At 65.1% G+C, this 16,272-nt stretch carries 15 protein-coding genes and 1 tRNA gene; 4 read left to right on the forward strand and 12 right to left on the reverse strand.

Features of this window, described 5'->3' with window-relative positions; translation table 11 throughout:
* Positions 1 to 83 precede the first annotated feature (83 nt).
* Together BST28_RS22080 and BST28_RS22085 are read left to right on the forward strand one after the other, a co-directional pair.
* Positions 84 to 548 carry a GatB/YqeY domain-containing protein gene (locus BST28_RS22080; RefSeq protein ID WP_019739150.1) on the forward strand — a complete coding sequence of 155 codons (465 nt, stop codon included), beginning with the start codon at positions 84 to 86 and terminating at the stop codon, positions 546 to 548.
* Between the two features lie 473 nt (positions 549 to 1,021).
* Complete coding sequence (locus tag BST28_RS22085) at positions 1,022 to 1,564, forward strand: S1 family peptidase (RefSeq protein WP_207570171.1); 543 nt, start codon at positions 1,022 to 1,024, stop codon at positions 1,562 to 1,564.
* A gap of 539 nt (positions 1,565 to 2,103) precedes the next feature.
* Here the strand turns inward: BST28_RS22085 and BST28_RS22095 are convergent.
* Together BST28_RS22095 and BST28_RS22100 are read right to left on the reverse strand one after the other, a co-directional pair.
* Positions 2,104 to 2,361 (reverse strand): DUF3297 family protein, encoded by a 258-nt coding sequence (locus BST28_RS22095; RefSeq protein ID WP_065289595.1) that lies wholly within the window; start codon positions 2,359 to 2,361, stop codon positions 2,104 to 2,106.
* 162 nt (positions 2,362 to 2,523) lie between these two features.
* Positions 2,524 to 2,597: transfer RNA gene (locus BST28_RS22100), tRNA-Pro, on the reverse strand.
* A gap of 187 nt (positions 2,598 to 2,784) precedes the next feature.
* On the opposite strand from BST28_RS22100, the gene BST28_RS23870 reads away from it, so the two are divergent.
* The gene (locus BST28_RS23870) at positions 2,785 to 2,979 is read left to right on the forward strand and encodes a hypothetical protein (protein ID WP_131813884.1); all 195 of its coding nucleotides are present in this window, start codon (positions 2,785 to 2,787) and stop codon (positions 2,977 to 2,979) included.
* Between the two features lie 37 nt (positions 2,980 to 3,016).
* Here BST28_RS23870 and BST28_RS22105 read toward each other — a convergent pair whose 3' ends face one another.
* The 8 genes from BST28_RS22105 to BST28_RS22140 all read right to left on the reverse strand — a co-directional run bounded on the left by BST28_RS22105 (position 3,017) and on the right by BST28_RS22140 (position 12,416).
* Positions 3,017 to 3,289 (reverse strand): DUF6510 family protein, encoded by a 273-nt coding sequence (locus BST28_RS22105; protein ID WP_019735145.1) that lies wholly within the window; start codon positions 3,287 to 3,289, stop codon positions 3,017 to 3,019.
* Positions 3,286 to 4,047, reverse strand: a complete 762-nt coding sequence (locus BST28_RS22110) for a ferredoxin reductase (RefSeq protein WP_029248799.1) — start codon at positions 4,045 to 4,047, stop codon at positions 3,286 to 3,288. Before BST28_RS22110 ends, BST28_RS22105 begins: the two co-directional genes overlap by 4 nt.
* 7 nt (positions 4,048 to 4,054) lie before the next feature.
* On the reverse strand, positions 4,055 to 4,654 hold the full coding sequence (locus tag BST28_RS22115) for a sulfite oxidase-like oxidoreductase (RefSeq protein WP_019735147.1): 600 nt from the start codon (positions 4,652 to 4,654) through the stop codon (positions 4,055 to 4,057).
* A 60-nt stretch (positions 4,655 to 4,714) separates the two neighbouring features.
* The gene (locus BST28_RS22120; protein ID WP_083083105.1) at positions 4,715 to 6,646 is read right to left on the reverse strand and encodes a transketolase; all 1,932 of its coding nucleotides are present in this window, start codon (positions 6,644 to 6,646) and stop codon (positions 4,715 to 4,717) included.
* A complete protein-coding gene (tal, locus tag BST28_RS22125) occupies positions 6,639 to 7,772 on the reverse strand; it encodes a transaldolase (RefSeq protein ID WP_083083106.1) in 1,134 nt (377 codons plus the stop codon). Before tal ends, BST28_RS22120 begins: the two co-directional genes overlap by 8 nt.
* Positions 7,773 to 8,144: 372 nt before the next feature.
* On the reverse strand, positions 8,145 to 9,485 hold the full coding sequence (locus BST28_RS22130; protein WP_083083110.1) for an NAD(P)/FAD-dependent oxidoreductase: 1,341 nt from the start codon (positions 9,483 to 9,485) through the stop codon (positions 8,145 to 8,147).
* On the reverse strand, positions 9,482 to 9,901 hold the full coding sequence (locus tag BST28_RS24955) for a tryptophanase (RefSeq protein WP_234808379.1): 420 nt from the start codon (positions 9,899 to 9,901) through the stop codon (positions 9,482 to 9,484). The genes BST28_RS22130 and BST28_RS24955 overlap by 4 nt, the downstream gene beginning before the upstream one ends.
* A gap of 226 nt (positions 9,902 to 10,127) precedes the next feature.
* Positions 10,128 to 12,416, reverse strand: a complete 2,289-nt coding sequence (locus BST28_RS22140) for a winged helix-turn-helix domain-containing protein (protein WP_083083107.1) — start codon at positions 12,414 to 12,416, stop codon at positions 10,128 to 10,130.
* A 532-nt stretch (positions 12,417 to 12,948) separates the two neighbouring features.
* Here BST28_RS22140 and BST28_RS22145 point away from each other — a divergent pair.
* A complete protein-coding gene (locus BST28_RS22145; RefSeq protein ID WP_083083108.1) occupies positions 12,949 to 14,733 on the forward strand; it encodes a sigma-54-dependent Fis family transcriptional regulator in 1,785 nt (594 codons plus the stop codon).
* An 18-nt stretch (positions 14,734 to 14,751) separates the two neighbouring features.
* On the opposite strand, the gene BST28_RS22150 is transcribed toward BST28_RS22145, so the two are convergent.
* The gene (locus tag BST28_RS22150; protein ID WP_019738820.1) at positions 14,752 to 15,681 is read right to left on the reverse strand and encodes an NAD(P)/FAD-dependent oxidoreductase; all 930 of its coding nucleotides are present in this window, start codon (positions 15,679 to 15,681) and stop codon (positions 14,752 to 14,754) included.
* A gap of 10 nt (positions 15,682 to 15,691) precedes the next feature.
* Positions 15,692 to 16,135: a hypothetical protein gene (locus BST28_RS22155; RefSeq protein WP_019738821.1), complete on the reverse strand. Its 444-nt coding sequence runs from the start codon at positions 16,133 to 16,135 to the stop codon at positions 15,692 to 15,694.
* Positions 16,136 to 16,272: the final 137 nt, after the last annotated feature.

A 16,272-nucleotide genomic window follows, 5' to 3' on the forward strand; every position in this document is an offset into this window, starting at 1 on the left:
GCCCGTAGCCGGGCGGGGGGAGACCAGGGCCGGGGTAGCCGCTAGGCGGATTCACCATGTGGCTGAGCGTAGCGTTATGCGGCATGGCGGAACTTAAATCGCAGTTGAGGGCGGACCTGACCGAAGCGATGAAGGCGCAGGACAAGCTGCGCACCGCGACGCTGCGGATGCTGCTGGCCGCGATCCAGTCCGAAGAGGTCTCCGGCAAGCAGGCCCGCGAGCTGACCGACGACGAAGTGCTCAAGGTGCTGAATCGCGAGGCCCGCAAGCGTGCGGAGTCCGCGGCGATCTACACCGAGAACGGCCGTGGTGAGCTCGCCGCCGAAGAACATGCCGAGGCCCGGATCATCGCCGGATACCTGCCGGAACCACTCAGCGAGGCCGAACTGGCCGACGTCGTCGACACCGCGCTGGCGCAGGTGGCCGAGCAGATCGGCGAGCGCCCGCACATGAAGCACATGGGTCTGGTGATGAAGGCCGCCACCGCGATCGCGGCGGGCAAGGCCGACGGGTCCAGGCTGTCGGCGGCGGTCAAGGAACGCCTCTAGCCGCCGATGGCGTCGGCGCCGATCGCGGACTACGCGCTGCTGGGTGACCCGGATCCGCGAGACCTGGCGGTCGACGCGACGACGGGTTCCCCGCATCGGTGCGGTGGCTTCCCGCATCGACGTAGCTGGGACCACGTGCTGCTCAATCGTGGTTGAAATGCGCCGAGAGCGCGATCAGGATCGTCACGATGATGAGGATCGCGACGATCGGAACCACCCACGGCAGTACTTCCATCACAACGCCAGGGTAGGACGGTGTCGTCGCGGGCGACATCACGATGTCTCGCCCAGCCCGATGATGACCTTTCAGAGAAGCTCGCAGGGACTCCTAGCTCACGTTCGTGCGTTCGGATACCCTCGCCGGGTGGGTGCACGGCCGCGCTACGGATGGACATCGAGCCTGGTCACGGCCGTGCTCGCGGTGGCGGGGCTGGTCTTCGCCGGCCCCGCCACCGGCCAACCCGACGGCCGGCATGGAGGTCGGCGACGACAACAGCGTCTGCACTGCCGGGTTCGCCGTCCAAGACCGCTTCGGCGACTACTACCTGTTGACCAGCGGGCATTGCGACGCCGGTGACAATGCGGAATGGACCGACGCCGGTGCGGCTCCACTGGGCCGCATCTTCGCCAGCGAGAACAACGGCGACGACCGCGATGCGGCCATCATCCGATTGGCCCCGGGAACCCCTCCGCCCAGCGGCGGCGTCGACGGGCGCTACCGCATCCGAGATGTGCTGCGCCCCGACCAGATCCAGGTCGGCATGCCGTTCTGCAAGGTGGGTTCGCAGACCGGCGAGACGTGCGGCGTCGTCACCGAGGTCGCGGGCAACGTGGTGGTGACCAACCTGTTCAGTATCGAAGGCGACAGCGGTAGCCCGGGTTTCGTGACGAACCCGGACGGTACCGTCAGCGCCGCGGGGATCCTGATGGGCGGACCCGAAGACGACGACAACACCACCTACTTCATGATGGTCGAGCCGCTGCTGCGCGAGTGGCGACTGCAGATCTTGAAGTGAGTCGAGCGCGGCACGACGCCGCGGATGCCCGCCAGGGCGATACCCGCGCGCCACCGCCCGGACGGGCCTATTCGAGTGAGGCGGCGGTAGATCCGGTTACGCGCGCCTATGGTGGACGACAACACCCATGAGTGATCAGATGACAACAGAAATGGGACGGCAATGAGCCGATTGCTGCTGCACCGGTCCACGATGGCCGTGTCTGTCCTTGCCGCGACATCCGTATCGCTGATCGGACTGGCGTCCCCCGCCATCAGCCGCGCTGATCCTGCCGATGGTTGCGGCTACGGCATGTACTTCAACACAGAGACGAACCAATGCGAGCCCGGGGGCGTCGAACCGCATCCGATCATCGGACCCGCCGGACCTATCGGCGTCGGCGTCGGTGGACCGGCCGGACCCGGCGGCGTTGTGGGCCCGGTTGGACCCGGCCCGGTTGGACCCGGGCCGGTTGGGCCCGGCAGGCGCTAGATACCCCGGCAAAGACTCGGCACGCTCTGACGAGCCCCGAAACCGTGCCGGTAACCCAAGGGCGTCCGCTAGTCAGCTAGGCGGAAGTACGGTTCAACCGTGCCGCTGAGCTTAACGACCATCGGATTTCCACGGCGATCCTTGGCGGTAGGCACTTCCACACGCACCCAACCCTCGGCCACGTCGTATTCGTGCACATTTGTTCTCTCGACGCCATTGAAGCGAATACCCACGTCGCGGCGGAGCACCTCTTCGTTATAGAAGGGGCTGCGCGGATCGATGGAGAGGTGATTCGGTGGAACGTCTGTGTTCTGATCCTCGGACATGACGGCTTTCGTTGAATGCGGCGTTGAGCTCTTGGATTTGATTCTCTCAGAACCTACTCGCCGGAAGGCGCTGAAACCCCTCGCGGACCAACCGGGGGCCGAGGCAGACAAAGGCCCTGACCGGACTTGCTGGTCAGGGCCGATGATCTGAAACAACCTGAGTCGGGGTGGCGGGATTCGAACCCACGACCTCTTCGTCCCGAACGAAGCACGCTACCAAGCTGCGCCACACCCCGTGTGAAGCCTCGACAGCGTATCGCACCGTCCCGCCGGTGATCCAAACGCACTGCCCAGACGCCCTAACGCGGTACAGGTCACGAGGCCGGTGGCGGCATGAAACGCCCCACATTCCGGCGTGGGGAGCTGCAAACGCCGCCGCGATTAGGCAGACTGGCTAATAACGTATCTCAAGGGAGTCAGATCATGACGTTGTTAGGCGGAGCGGTGTATGCCGGGTTCTTCGTTCTGGCTGCGCTGTGGCTGATGGCCACTAACCCCGACACCGGTGAAGAGCGGGCGCACGGCAATGAGCAGCCGGACCGCTTGAAGTCGGTCGGCGCCGCTGCCGGACCCGTCGGGTCCAGCCCATGCTGCGCCGGTCAGGCGTCGCAGAACTAGGCCTCGCCGCCCGCAAACCGGTCGATGTGCGGCGTGTTTACCGATCCGCGACCGGGAATCGCCAGGACTGGGAGCCGCGGAGATCGAGCCAGACGTCGGTGGGCGTCTGCACCAGCCTGGCCAGGACGGCTTCACAATTCGGACAGCGCACCACGATGCCCGGGGCGCGGTGATAGACGTGGCTCTGGGCAAAGGCCCCGATGCGGCCACATTTCGCGCACGTCAGCATTGCGGTGGTGACATCGAAGCCCAGTGCCGTTGCGAAGGCGCCGGCAGCGGCGTTGCCGTCGGTATGCGTCGGTTGCGTCATCGATCCTCGTTTCTGGACTCAGTGCTGGGCCCGAACCGCTCCGTCCGGATAGCTGAGGGCTGATGCCCCTGCTTGATCAGCAAGGTCGTTACCGATTCCACGAACCCGGTTGGTCCGCAGACATAAGTGCTGACCCCGTCGGCGGGCCCCCACCCCGGCGACGAGAGGTCACTGGACTCGATTCGCCCCGGGGGTCGTGCGGTGTGCGGCGGGCCCGTGCGGGTGAAGACCCGCACCACCTGTAACCAATCGCATTCCCGCTCAAGCCGGTCCAACTCCTGGCCGTAGTAGACGTCGGCCGGACTGCGCACCGAATACACCAGGCGAAAGCGCGCTGCGCCTGCGGCGGTCCGCTGGCGCAGCATGGCCATCAACGGCACGATTCCTGATCCGCCGCCGACGAGCAGAACCCGGGTCGCCTCGCCCGGTCGCCAGACGAACCAGCCGCCGATCGGTCCGCGAAGTTCGATCTCGTCGCCGGCGGTGAGTCCGGTCAGGTAGGGCGAGACTTCCCCGTCGGGGATCTGTTGGATGGTCAGCTCGATGCGCTCACCATCCGGCGGTTTGCTCAATGAGTAGCTGCGCTGTGCGCTGTATCCGTCCTCGGCGGTCAGCTTGAGGTCAATGTGCTGCCCGGCCAGGTGACCGGCCCAGCCCGGCACAGCCAATCCGAGGGTGCTCGCGGAAGCGGTCTCGGGCCGAACGTCCAGTACCCGCGCGACTTGCCAATGCAGCCTCGGTTTCGAAGCGATATCCACAATCGCTTCAATCCCCGACGTAGCGTTGCTCTCGCCACGGGTCGCCGTAGTTGTGATAACCCAGGCTCTCCCAGAAGCCGGGATCGTCATCGGCCCGCAATTCGATGGACCTCACCCATTTCGCGGACTTCCAGAAGTAAAGATGTGGCACTAGCAGCCGTGCCGGGCCACCGTGAATCGCGCTGAGCGGCATGCCGTCGTACTCGTAGACGATCCAGGCCCGCTCGCCGCGAAGATCGCGAACCGGAATATTGGTGGTGTATCCACCATAGCAGCGGACCAACGCGAATTCCGCTGCTGTACCGACTGATTCAAGAACAGTGTCCAGCGAAACACCTCTCCACCGGGTATTCAACTTGGACCACTTGGTGACGCAGTGGATGTCGACCGTGATCGGCCGGCTCGGCAGCTCATTGAACTGGGCCCATGTCCATTTGTGGACAGCGCCGTGCTCGTCGCGGATGGTCAATCGCCAGCGCTCGACGTCGATGTGCGGCGTCGGCCCGGTCTGCAGGACGGGAAAGTCCGTCGTCAAATGTTGACCGGGAGGCAACTCGACGACCGTCTCGGTTCGACGTCCGTGAAATCCCTTGTTGACTACACTCATTGATGCTCCGTTAGGTGGACGATCCGTGGGATGGATTCGTTGATCCGGTGTGGGCCTCCCTCAGCAGCGGGCCCCGGTGTCCGGCGCCGCTTCCTGACCGAGCGACGGTGCATCGGTGTCGCTCAGTAGGCGGCGGACGGCGCGTTCGATACTCGGCCCGTCGATCCCGGCTTTCGCGAGCAGTTCAGCAGGTGTTCCCGATCCGGGCATGATCCGAACCGCCAAGTGCTCCAGGTGAAGTGGAAACGACACCTCGCCGCTAAGGGCTTCGAGTACGGCCGAGCCCAGACCTCCCTCGGGGTGATGGTCTTCGGCGACGACGAGCCGTCCGCGAGTACGACTGACAGCGTCGGCGAGCCCGGGGCGATCGATCGGCTTGACGGAGTACATGTCGATGACGCGAGCAGCGATTCCCTCGCGTTCCAGCGCCTCCGCGGCGGCCAGGCACTGGTGGACGGTGACACCGGCCCCGATCAGCGTCACCTGGTCGTTATCGGTGGAACGCAGCGTCTGGGAACCGCCGATGGTGAACGTTGTGCCGGGCCCGTAGAGGACGGGGTAGGCGCCGCGGGTGGTTCTCAGGTAGCGGATGCCCTGGCCTTCGGCCATCGCGTGGACCAGTGCGGCGGTGCTTGTCGCGTCGCTGGGGTAGAGCACGGTCGCATCGTGGATGGACCGCATCATCGCGAGGTCCTCCAGTGCCATCTGGGACGGTCCGTCTTCACCGATTTCGACACCGGCGTGGGATCCGGCCAGACAGATGTTCGCCCGCGACACAGCGGCCATGCGGATGAAGTCATGGGCACGGGTGAAGAAGGCGGCGAACGTCGAGGCGAACGGAATGTACTGCTGGACACTGAGCCCAACAGCGGATGCGACGAGCTGTTGCTCCGCTATGAACATTTCGAAATAACGGTCGGGAAAGGCGTGGGCGAATTCGGCGGCACCAGTCGAATTGCTGACCTCGCCGTCCATGGCGACGATCCGGGGGTTGGCTGCACCCAATGCCACCAGCGCCGCCCCGTAGGCGGCTCGGGTGGCGACCTTGTCTCCCGGTGTGTAGTGCGGCAGCTGTGGTGCATGTTTGCTGCGCCCTACCGGGGTGGCGCGCTCACGCGGTGCGGGCTTGATCCCGGTGACAGTCAAATCCGAGACGTGGCCGAGTTCAGCCAGGGCACGTTGCGCCATTTCGGCGGGGAGCGCCTTTCCGTGCCAGCCTTCGCGATCTTCGACTTCACCGAATCCGCGTCCCTTGATGGTCCGGGCGAGGATGACGGTAGGCGCTGTTTTCGACTCGCGCGCGGTTGTGAGCGCACGGTCGATCTCGTCCAGGTTGTGCCCGTCGATGCTGATGGCCTTGGCGCCGAAGGCCTCGACACGTCTCGCGTAACTCTCCAGATCCCAGCCCAGTTCCGTCGGTCCGCGTTGACCGAGCCGGTTGACATCGACGATGACGGTGAAGTTCGCCAGCGCGTAATGGCCGGCCTTGTCGAGTGCCTCCCAGACCGATCCCTCGGCGGTCTCGCTGTCGCCGCACAACACCCACACGTGAAATGGCGTTTTGTCGAGGAATTTTCCGGCGAGCGCAACGCCGACACCGTTACCGATTCCCTGCCCCAGCGAACCGCTGGCGACATCGACCCACGGCAGCACCGGCGTCGGATGGCCCTGTAGGCGAGAGCCGAACCGGCGGTAGCCCGACATCAATTCGGTGTCGGTGATCGCGCCCGCGGCCTTGAACGCGGCGTACAACAGTGGCGACGCGTGCCCTTTGGACAAGATGAAATGGTCGTTGTCCGGATGGCCCGGCCAATCCCACAGGTAGCGCAGATGACGTGCGAGCAACACGGCCATCAGATCGGCGGCGGACATGCTCGAGGTGGGGTGTCCGGAACCGGCGCGAGTGCTACAGCGGATCGCGTCGGCCCGCAGCTGCGTGGCCAGCTGCGCAACGAATGTCATCGATGCACGCTCGTCGTTGCGCTCAGTCATCGCAAGTTCCTTCTGACAGTGTATGTGCCGGGCCGGGGTAGCAGTCGAGCAACTTTCGCCAGGCTGCTTCGAAGTTCGCGACGCCGTCGTGCTCGAGCAGGCGGAAGACGTCGTCGACATCGACGCCGACGGCACTGATGTCGTCCAGCACCGTCTGGGCGGCGGCAGCCGTCCCACTGATGGTGTCGCCGTTGATCACTCCGTGATCAGCGAGAGCTTCCAGGGTGTTTTCCGGGATGGTGCTGACGGTTTGGGGTGCGACCAGCGCGGTGACGTACTTGGTGTCCGGATAGGCGGGATTCTTCACACCGGTGGATGCCCATAGCGGGCGCTGCGCGTTGGCGCCGCCGTAGCTCAGTGCGGCGTAGCGCTGTCCGTTCTGGAACACCTGTTGGAAGGCCGCGTAAACGAGCCGGGCGTTGGCGATTCCTGCCTGTCCGCGTAGAGCCAATGCGTCCTGGGTACCGATGGCTTCCAGCCGCCAGTCGATCTCGGTGTCCACGCGGGACACGAACAGGGAGGCCACGGAATGGATTTGGGTGAGGTCGTGGCCGGCTGCTTGCGCGCCTTCCAAACCGGCCAAGTAAGCGTCCATCACTTGGCGGTGGCGCTCAACGGAGAAGATGAGCGTCACGTTCACCGAGATGCCCTGGGCCACTGTGGCCGTGATGGCCGACAAACCGGCCGGGGTGGCGGGGATTTTGATGAACAGATTGGGGCGGTCGACGATCTTCCACAGTTCGACGGCTTGCGAGACCGTCTTGTCGGCGTCGTGGGCAAGCCGCGGATCGACCTCGATGGAAACGCGCCCGTCCACGCCGCCGGAGGCAGCCCATTGCGGGTGTAGGACGTCGCAGGCTTGCCGAACGTCGTCAGTGACGAGGGTGCGGATCGCCGTTTCGGCGTCGGCGCCCTGGTGAATCAGGATGGCGACCTGCCGGTTGTAGTCGTCGCCGCGTGAGATCGCGCGTTGGAAGATCGAGGGGTTGGTGGTGACGCCGACGACGCTTCTGGTGTCGATCAGGTGCTGCAGGTTGCCGGACACCAAGCGGTTACGGGACAGGTCGTCCAGCCAGACCGAGACGCCGGCCTCGGACAACGCGGCCAGAGCGGAGTTTTGCCTCATGCGGTCGCCGCCTTCTGCCGCTGCCGACGCCCCTGTCTGATCCGGGCGGCGATCCGCGCAGCGGCGATAACGATGACCGGCCCGTACCCGGCGGCGAGTAGGTGCCGCTCCCGCGGCGTCATACGTCGGCGTCGGGAGCTGGGTTGATCACTCATGGCGACAAGCCTCAAATGCGGTGGTTCAACCCTGCCACCATGGTGCGAAGTGCCGCTGAGTTCCGGGTCCATCGACGATTCCCCTTCTCCCGTTGCGATTTACGGACGATCTGACCTGGTGATCGGCCGACTCGTGGTCGTCTAATGAGCGTGACCCGGACGCCCGGTGACTGTCATCACCCGCCAACACCATTCACCCGGGTGATAACTCAGCGGGTCAGCGGGCGGCGCTGTCATTCGGGCCGGAGAACTCCTCGCTGGCCGAAAAGCGTGCGATAGACGACGGGGCCACACCCAGCGAAACCAGCGGACGTGCGAACAACAGCTCGGTCAGGTAGGCGATGAGCACGGCCAGGCGGTTCGCGGCGCTGGGTATCGCATAGAGGTGGTAGGCGCGCGTGACGAGCTTGGCCAATAGACCCGACAGGTGGATGTTGAGCGGATTGGCCACCGCGAAACCCGGGCCTAGGTCGACAACGGTGCCCAGGTCACGATGCCGGTAGTTGCGTGAGGTCCCGTGACCGAGGCTGGCGGCGACATTGACGGCCAGGGTTTTGCCCTGGCGGGTGGCGTGTTGGGCGGTGGGCGGGGTGATGCGCCCCGGCGCGGTGACGTCGTCGACTGCCGCCGCGTCACCGCCGGCGAATACGCCCGGCATGTCGGGAACGCTGAGGTCGGCGCCAACCGTGAGGCGACCGTTCTCGGTCGGCAGGCCCAGAGTCGCGATCAGCGGGCTGGCCACGACCCCGGTCAACCAGGCGACGGTGTGTGTGCCGATTCGGGTGCCGTCGGCGAGGATCACGTAATCGGGCCCGACCTCGGTGAGGGTGGTACCCGTCATTATCCGCACACCGCGGCCGAGCAATACGGACTGGGCCTTGGCTGCGAGCTTCTGTCCGATCTCGGGCATCATCCGGCCGGACCGTTCAACCAGGATCAACTGGATTTCACCGTGACGAAATCCGAACTTGCGCCCGGCGGCCTCGGCCATCGCACACAGCTGGGCGATCAGCTCAGTTCCCGAGTACGACGCCCCCACGACCACAACGGTTTTCCGGGCCTGTGCGCTTAGCGGATCGTGGTCGGCGCGGGCCAGCTCGAACTGTTCGAGGATGTGGTCGCGCAGATATAGGGCTCCGGCGATGGATTTCAGGCCGCGGGCATGCTCGGCGAGGCCGGGAATGTCGAAGCGGCGAGTGATCGAGCCTGGCGTGAGCACCAGCCGATCCCACGGCAGCTCCTGGCTGGCGTTTTCCTGGTCGCGGAACCGCAGCGTCCGCTGCGAAAAGTCGACCCGATCGACGTAGCCGCGGATCAACCTCACTCCGGGCAGGTTGTCGGTCAAGGGAATCGTCACGAACCGTGGGTCGACCGACCCTCCGGCGACTTCGGGCAACAGCGGTGTGTAGAGCAGATAGTCCACCGGTGAGATGAGCGTGACGGTGGCCGATGATTTATGGCGGCGCAACAATGCGGTGAGCCGTCGCGCGCATTCGAAGCCCGCGAACCCGCTACCGACGATCACTATCGAGGGGCGAGGGTTGTCGTGTCGGATCATGCTCGCCTCCACCTCCGCTGGCGAAGGCTGCGGCGAGCGATACCGAATGTGTTCGATCTGCCCCTGTGAGAGCGCGACGGATTCTCCTCGGCAGGAGCGTCGCCGTTGATCACCTGGGACTGCTGCAGACGTATGTCGGCATACATCTTGCGCAGCTGCACTCCGGCCGGGCTACCGGAATAGCCGTGCAGCCAGGTTGTCAGCGCCGAGAGTACCGCCACGGGCAATCTCGTCCGACTTGAAACGACGGCGGTGAGTATGTGCTCGATCGCGAGATAGCTTTCTCCGCTGCCCAATTCGACGAAGAATTCAGTGCGCTCATCGCCGGTCAGACACGACGCGGCCGCATCCACGAGAAGCCAGGCCATCTCCGGATCCGACACGGCCCGGGGCTCGGTTCCGGTGGACGGATCCACTGACGAGGAACTGCTTGAACCACCAGGTATTACCGATGAGGCCAGCGCGTTTCTCATCTTCGGTTCCTTCCCGGTCTCTCGGATAACGGCCGCACGGGGCTTAATCCCGATCGCCGATCCGCTTTTCACTGAGGCTGCCGTGGCAGGGGGTGAGCCGGCATCACCCCGGTCCGCCATTCGCCCGGGTGATATCGGGACCGGTGACGGCGCTCTCGGGGCGCACGGACTACAGCAGACCGAGTTCTCGAGCCCGGCTGACCGCCGTGCTGCGGTTCTCGGCCCGGAGTTTGCGGTAGACGGCGCGTTGGTGCGATTTCACGGTGTTGAGGGAGACATAAAGCCGCTCGCCGATTTCGCGTCGCGACAGGCGGGTGGCCAGCAGGCGGAGAACTTCGAGTTCCTTGGGGGTGAGTTCTTCGCCGGGTATGCAGTTTTGTCGGCGCGATGTCGCCGGCAGACTCGAGCCGCAACGGGCTGATGTGAGCGCTGTTGAACTCAGAGCGGCTGCCGAGAGATTGCGCATCAGCGCATCGATTTCGTCGCGAGTGGCTTCGGCTGTGAGGTTGTCGCCGAGGTGTTCGAGGATTCGGGCTTTGATGTGCAGTGCCTTGGTTATCTCGAGGACTGCGCCACCTTGCCGGGCTGCGGTGGCGGCGATATCGGCGGCGGCCAAAGCCGCCGCGCTCTGACCGCGCCGGTCCAGCAGGGTAGCGGTGGCAAGGGAGACCATCGCATCGATGAGGTGTTCTGCGTCGGTGAGGCCGGCGGAGCTGCCCGATGCCCGGCGGATGTGATTCTCGGCCTCGGTGAGCTGTTGTTGTTCGGCTGAGATCATCGCCAGGTAGCCCAGGGCGCAGGTGCGGGCCCGTCGGTCGTCGGCTTTGGTAGCCAGCTGCACGGACCGATGGAAGGCTGCTTGGGCTTCGTCGGTGCAGCCGGAAAAATACAGTGCGGACCCGTAGACGCAGTAGGCGCTTGATCGCCCGGGCGGCGTGTCGCCCAGATCAAGGGTGATCGCGTGGCGAGAGGTTTCAAGGGCCGAGGCCAGGTCACCGGTCTTGAACGAGTGAACTGCGCGCAAGACGGCGATTTCGGCGGCGAGGGTGGGGCTACCCTCCGCCGCCACCGCGGTGTGGAGGGTTTCGATTCCGTCGGCAGCGTCGTCAAGTCGGCCCAGATGCAGCGCGATCCAGATGCGGGCCACGGTGAGCCGCGGATCGCGCGAGACCGTCTCCTGGGGGAGTAGGCCGAGATAGCGGCTGACGGTGGAAACCCCACCTGCGTTGAATTCCCCGGCCCAATCCGCGGCGATGAGATCGGCACTGTGTGCGATGTCGCCGGCAGCAACGAGGTGACGCACCGCTTCATCGACCAGGCCTTGTTCTTCAAACCAGATCGCTGCCCGCCGGTGCAGCTCCGGCACGAGATCTGGTGCGATGCGGTGCAATTCGGCGCGAAGCAACTCACCGAACAGTTGGTGATAGCGATACCAGTGACGGGAGGAATCCAACGGCACCACGAAGAGGTTCTCGCGCTCGATCTGGTTCAAGACCGCGGCCGAGCCGGTGGTTTCCAGGACTGCGTCGCACAGGTCCCCGCTGAGCCTGTGCAGCAGCGCGGTGCGCAGCAAGAAGCTGCGTAGATGTGGTGGCTGACCCTCGAGTACTTCGGCCATCAGGTAGTCGACGATATGACGGTTGTCGCCCGCGAACGTAGTGATGAACGCTGCGGAATCACTGCGACCCACCAGTGACAGGGCGGCGAGATGCAGGCCGGCGGCCCAGCCCTCGGTGCGGCGGCACAACAGTTGGACGTGGTCGTCGGTCAACCCCAGTCCGAGGACTTGGTTGAGTAGGTGGTCGGCTTCAGTGCCCTCGAAACGTAGATCGTCGGTTCGAATCTCCATCAGATCGCCTTCGGCCCGGAGCCGAGCTAACGGCAGCGCCGGGTCTGAGCGGGTGGCCATCACCACGTGAAGATTGGTCGGCATCCGGTTGATGACGAAGGCCATCTGTTCATGGACTGCTCTACTTGCCACCAGGTGGTAGTCGTCGAGGATGAGCACCAACGGGTACTGCAGGGCAGCCAGTTCGTTGAGCAGGTTGGGCAGAACGACCCGCAGCGGGTCCGCCCCCATCTGCAGCAGTTCGAACGCGCGATTGCCCACCCCGGGATTGAGCTCTTGCAGGGCGGCTATGGCATACATCCAAAACCACACCGGGTCGTTGTCGGACGTATCGAGCGATAGCCAGCTGAACCGGCGGCCGGCGTTGCCGGCAAGCACCCACTGCGCCAACAATGTCGTCTTGCCCCAGCCCGCGGGCGCACTCAGCAGCGTCAGTCTGCGGTCAAGTCCCGCCGACAATGCATCCAACAACGCAGCTCGGTGGACGAGCTGGCTGCCGATCGTCGAGACGTGCAGTTTCGTGGCGAGTAGGACGGCACGCGGATCGGCATATCCGACGCCGGTGTCGCCCGACCCGCCGTGTTCACCGCGTCCAGGTGGGCGGATCACGTCGGGACGCCGAGCTTCAGTCCCATCGAGCACCCAGGCCACAGCTCCGGGGGTGGCGGAGACCCGGGCCGGCACGGAGGTCTCGGCAGGCCGATTGCCTCCCACCGGGGCTGTTGCTGCACGCGGGTCGTGGCCGTTCGGGCCGGGTGGCCCATTTCTTTCGGCCGATCCGATGACGTCAGCGTCGGTCGTGTTGATCTTCCGTCCGCTCATGGTGATCTTCCTTGCCTCGACAGGTCTTGTTCCTGCGGTCTATGAGATCTCCGCGCGCGGGGGGTGAGCGTCTCAACATGAGGTGCGAAAACGTCTCAAGATGAGACGGCCCGGACGGCCGATTTCGGCTGGGTGAGCATCGTGCTTCTCGGTGTCGGCGGGATATCGGCCTTTTCTGAACGCCGCCCGCAGCGCGGGCGTACAGTTGGCAGTTCGGGGAAATTCAACATCTGAAAGTAGGGGCCACGCGTCTCAGCGCGGCGGGCGAGGGCTGGCGGCCGACGTTGCAACGGTGGACCGGTGTCCAGATAGTTGGAGGATGGGTTCGCAGGCAGTTGGCGCGGCCGAATTCGAGCGGGCCAGGGAAAGATTCCGGCCCGTAGCGTCTGCTGACCCCGAGGTACCGGTCGGTGAGACGATCCTGCGGCCGGGCGTGTTGGACTCCTGGCGGCGCTCGCAGGTCCTCCAGGTGGACCCGGACCGGGTTGAACTGCCCTTCGTACGCCCACCCCACACGGATTCGCGGTTGGCGCGTGCGGCCGCGCCGATCTTGCAGCGCGTCACCGAAGATTTGGCCGCGGAAGCGGTCGGAGTCATCCTGACGTCGACCGACGGTGTGGTGCTCGAACGAAAGGCCCCAGTAGTCTCCATTCTCGACGCATTGGACAGGATCAGCCTCGCGCCGGGCTATAGCTTGGCCGAAGAGGTGGCGGGCACCAACGGAATCGGCACAGCGCTGGAGACAGGAAAGCCTGCCTTCGTCGGCGGCGGTGAACATTACGTTGCGATGTTCAATGATTTCGCGTGTGCCGGGGTACCGATCCGCGATCCGGTAACGCGCCGGGTGGTCGGTGCCGTCAATCTGAGTTGTCTGGCCGGCCAGTCTGATCCACTGATGCTCGCGCTGGCCACGAGTGCCGTTCACCACATTGAGGATCGCCTGAGGGTCATGGCTCATGAGGCCGAGACCGCCCTGCTGGAGGCATATCTGACGCAGACCAGGCGGTCATCGAGCGGTGTGCTTGCCCTGGGCGGCGACGTGGTGCTGATGAACGCCTATCTGCGTCGGGTATTGAGCGGAAGCGAGCGGGCCGCGCTGGTCGAACACGCCTTGGATCTGCACACCTCCTTGCTCTCGGCCACGGTGCTGGTTGTTCTGCCGACCGAACGCATCGTGAAACTCGCCATTGCCGAACGGTCGACTATGCACGGCGGTCGCACCAATGTCGTTTTCCACGTAGCTCTTTGCGCCGAGGCGGGTTCGCACAAGCCCGCCGCCGGCAACTCGTCGCCCACGTACATCCCCGGCCTGGCAGGCCGCAACAGTGCCTGGCTGCGTTGCTGCGACCAAGTGCGCCAATGCTGCACCAACCGAGATTGGGTAATGGTTGAGGGCGAGAAAGGATCCGGTCGGGCACGACTGGCCCAAGCGGTCGGGCAGCATGTGAAGCCGGGCCGAACCGTTCGGGTGCTGCGCTCCGAAACGTTTCCGACAGCCGCGAGTCTGGTCGCAGAGCTGGCGGCATTATCCGGCGATGATGATTTCGCCTTGGTGATAGCCGACGTGGACGACATCGAACCGGACACGCTCGGACCGATCGCATCGATGCTGGCCTCGCGTGCGGAACGGGGATGGATCGCGGCGACCAAGAGTTCCGCATCGTCTTCGGAACCGGTCGAGCCACTGGCGCCGCTGTTCGCCCGAACCGTCACCGTCCCCGCGCTGCGCCACCGGATAGACGACCTCGAGGAGCTGGTGCCGTTCCTGCTGCGTGAGATCACTCGCGGTGCGGATGTGGTGCTGGCGCCGGATGCGATGCGCCAACTCAGTAGGCTTCCCTGGCCGGGAAACGTTGCTCAGCTACGTCGACTTCTCGCCGAAACCGTGGCACGTCAAAGGTCTGGCACCATCAACGTCGATACATTGCCGCCGGAATGCCGATCGGTAACCCGCCGGAAGCTGACGCAACTGGAGGCCATGGAGCGCGACGCGATAGTGCGTAGCCTGCAGGACAACGGCGGCGACAAACAAGGTGCGGCCCACGCCCTGGGAATGTCACGAGCGACTATCTACCGCAAGATTCGCGACTACGGCATCGCCTGAAGTCGCGTGGCTTGGCTCTCAGCGGCGTTGGGCCAGCCACCGTTCGGCGTCGAGAGCCGCTGCGCAACCGCTGGCGGCCGCGGTGACGGCCTGCCGGTAGCGGCGGTCGACCAGGTCGCCGGCGGCGAAGACACCGTCGACCGAGGTGTGGGTGGTGCCGTCGCGGGTCAGGACGTACCCGCTCGCGTCGACATCGAGCCGGCCCGTCAGGAGCTCAGATCGGGGGACGTGCCCGATCGCGACGACGACAGCGGAAACCGGCAGCTCCCGCTCGGCGCCGGTACTGAGCTCTCGTAGCCGCAGTCCGGTGACCCGCCGTTCACCAAGGACGGCGGTGACCTCGGTGTCGGTCAGCACGGTGATCCTGTGGTGCGCGCGGATACGGGCTATCGTGATCGCCGATGAGCGGAATTCGTTGCGGCGGTGGATGAGGGTGACATTCCTTGCCATCCCGGCCGCGAAGAGCGCCTCTTCCATGGCGGCGCCCCCTCCACCGACCACCGCGACATCGTGGTCGCGCAACACCAGCCCGTCACTCTTTGCGGTGGCGGTGATACCTCGACCGCGCAACGCCTGCCCGCCCGGGACGTCACCAAGGCCCCGTGGTGCCGAACCCATGGCCAGGATCACCGTGCGGGCGTGCCAGATCTTCTGGCCTGCGGCCACCGTTTTGACGTCACCGTCCAGTGTGAAGGCATCTACTTGCTGGCTCTGCAGGTGGGCGCCGAGCCGCTGGGCCTGCACGCGCATCTGCTCCATCAGTAGTGGTCCGGTGGTGGGGTCGGGTACACCGGGGTAGTTCTCAACGACGGAGGTGGCCATCAGGGCACCGCCGCGTGACGTCCCCTCGATCAGCACGGTGTCGAGCCGGGCACGCGCGGTGTAGATCGCGGCGGTGTAGCCTGCCGCGCCCGATCCGACGATGACGACGTCGTAGATCCGGCACATCCGACCGTTCTCACACCGGCTGGATCGAGGCGGCGACCAGGCCGGCAATCAATCCGAACAGGACGTGAAGGCCGAGTGCGACCGGGACCGGATTGAGCTTCGCGACCTCACCAGAACCCCGGTGGATGGTTCCGATGCCGACATAGTTCACGAGCCAGAGCGCCAGGCCGGCGACCGCACCGGTTGCGATATAGGAGTGAGTGAACTCTTGCACCACAACAACAATCACGATGCCGAATACGGCCGACAGAATGACATGCAGGGCCACGCCGACCACCGTGGCTACGCCGAACGATCTGGCGTCGTGGCGTCTCGGTCCCAGAATGATCCCGCCGATTGCATTGGGAAGTGCCCAGAGCCCCCGGTTGCTCACCGCTCCGTAGGTCATTCCCAGCGCGGCGATGGCCAGTCCACCGACTATGCCACCGGTAGCGCCGGCGACGATACCGTTCATCGATTCCTCCTTGGTTGTGTGCTCCCGGTGTCAGGCACGAAGTGCGCCTCCGAGCGCAGTCGATCGATCATGTGCGGGTAGTGCAGCTCGAAAGCCGGGCGCTCCGAACGGATCCGGGGCAGCTCGGTGAAGTTGTG

Origin of the sequence: Mycolicibacter kumamotonensis (assembly GCF_002086285.1) — a bacterium.
GTDB lineage: Bacteria > Actinomycetota > Actinomycetes > Mycobacteriales > Mycobacteriaceae > Mycobacterium > Mycobacterium kumamotonense.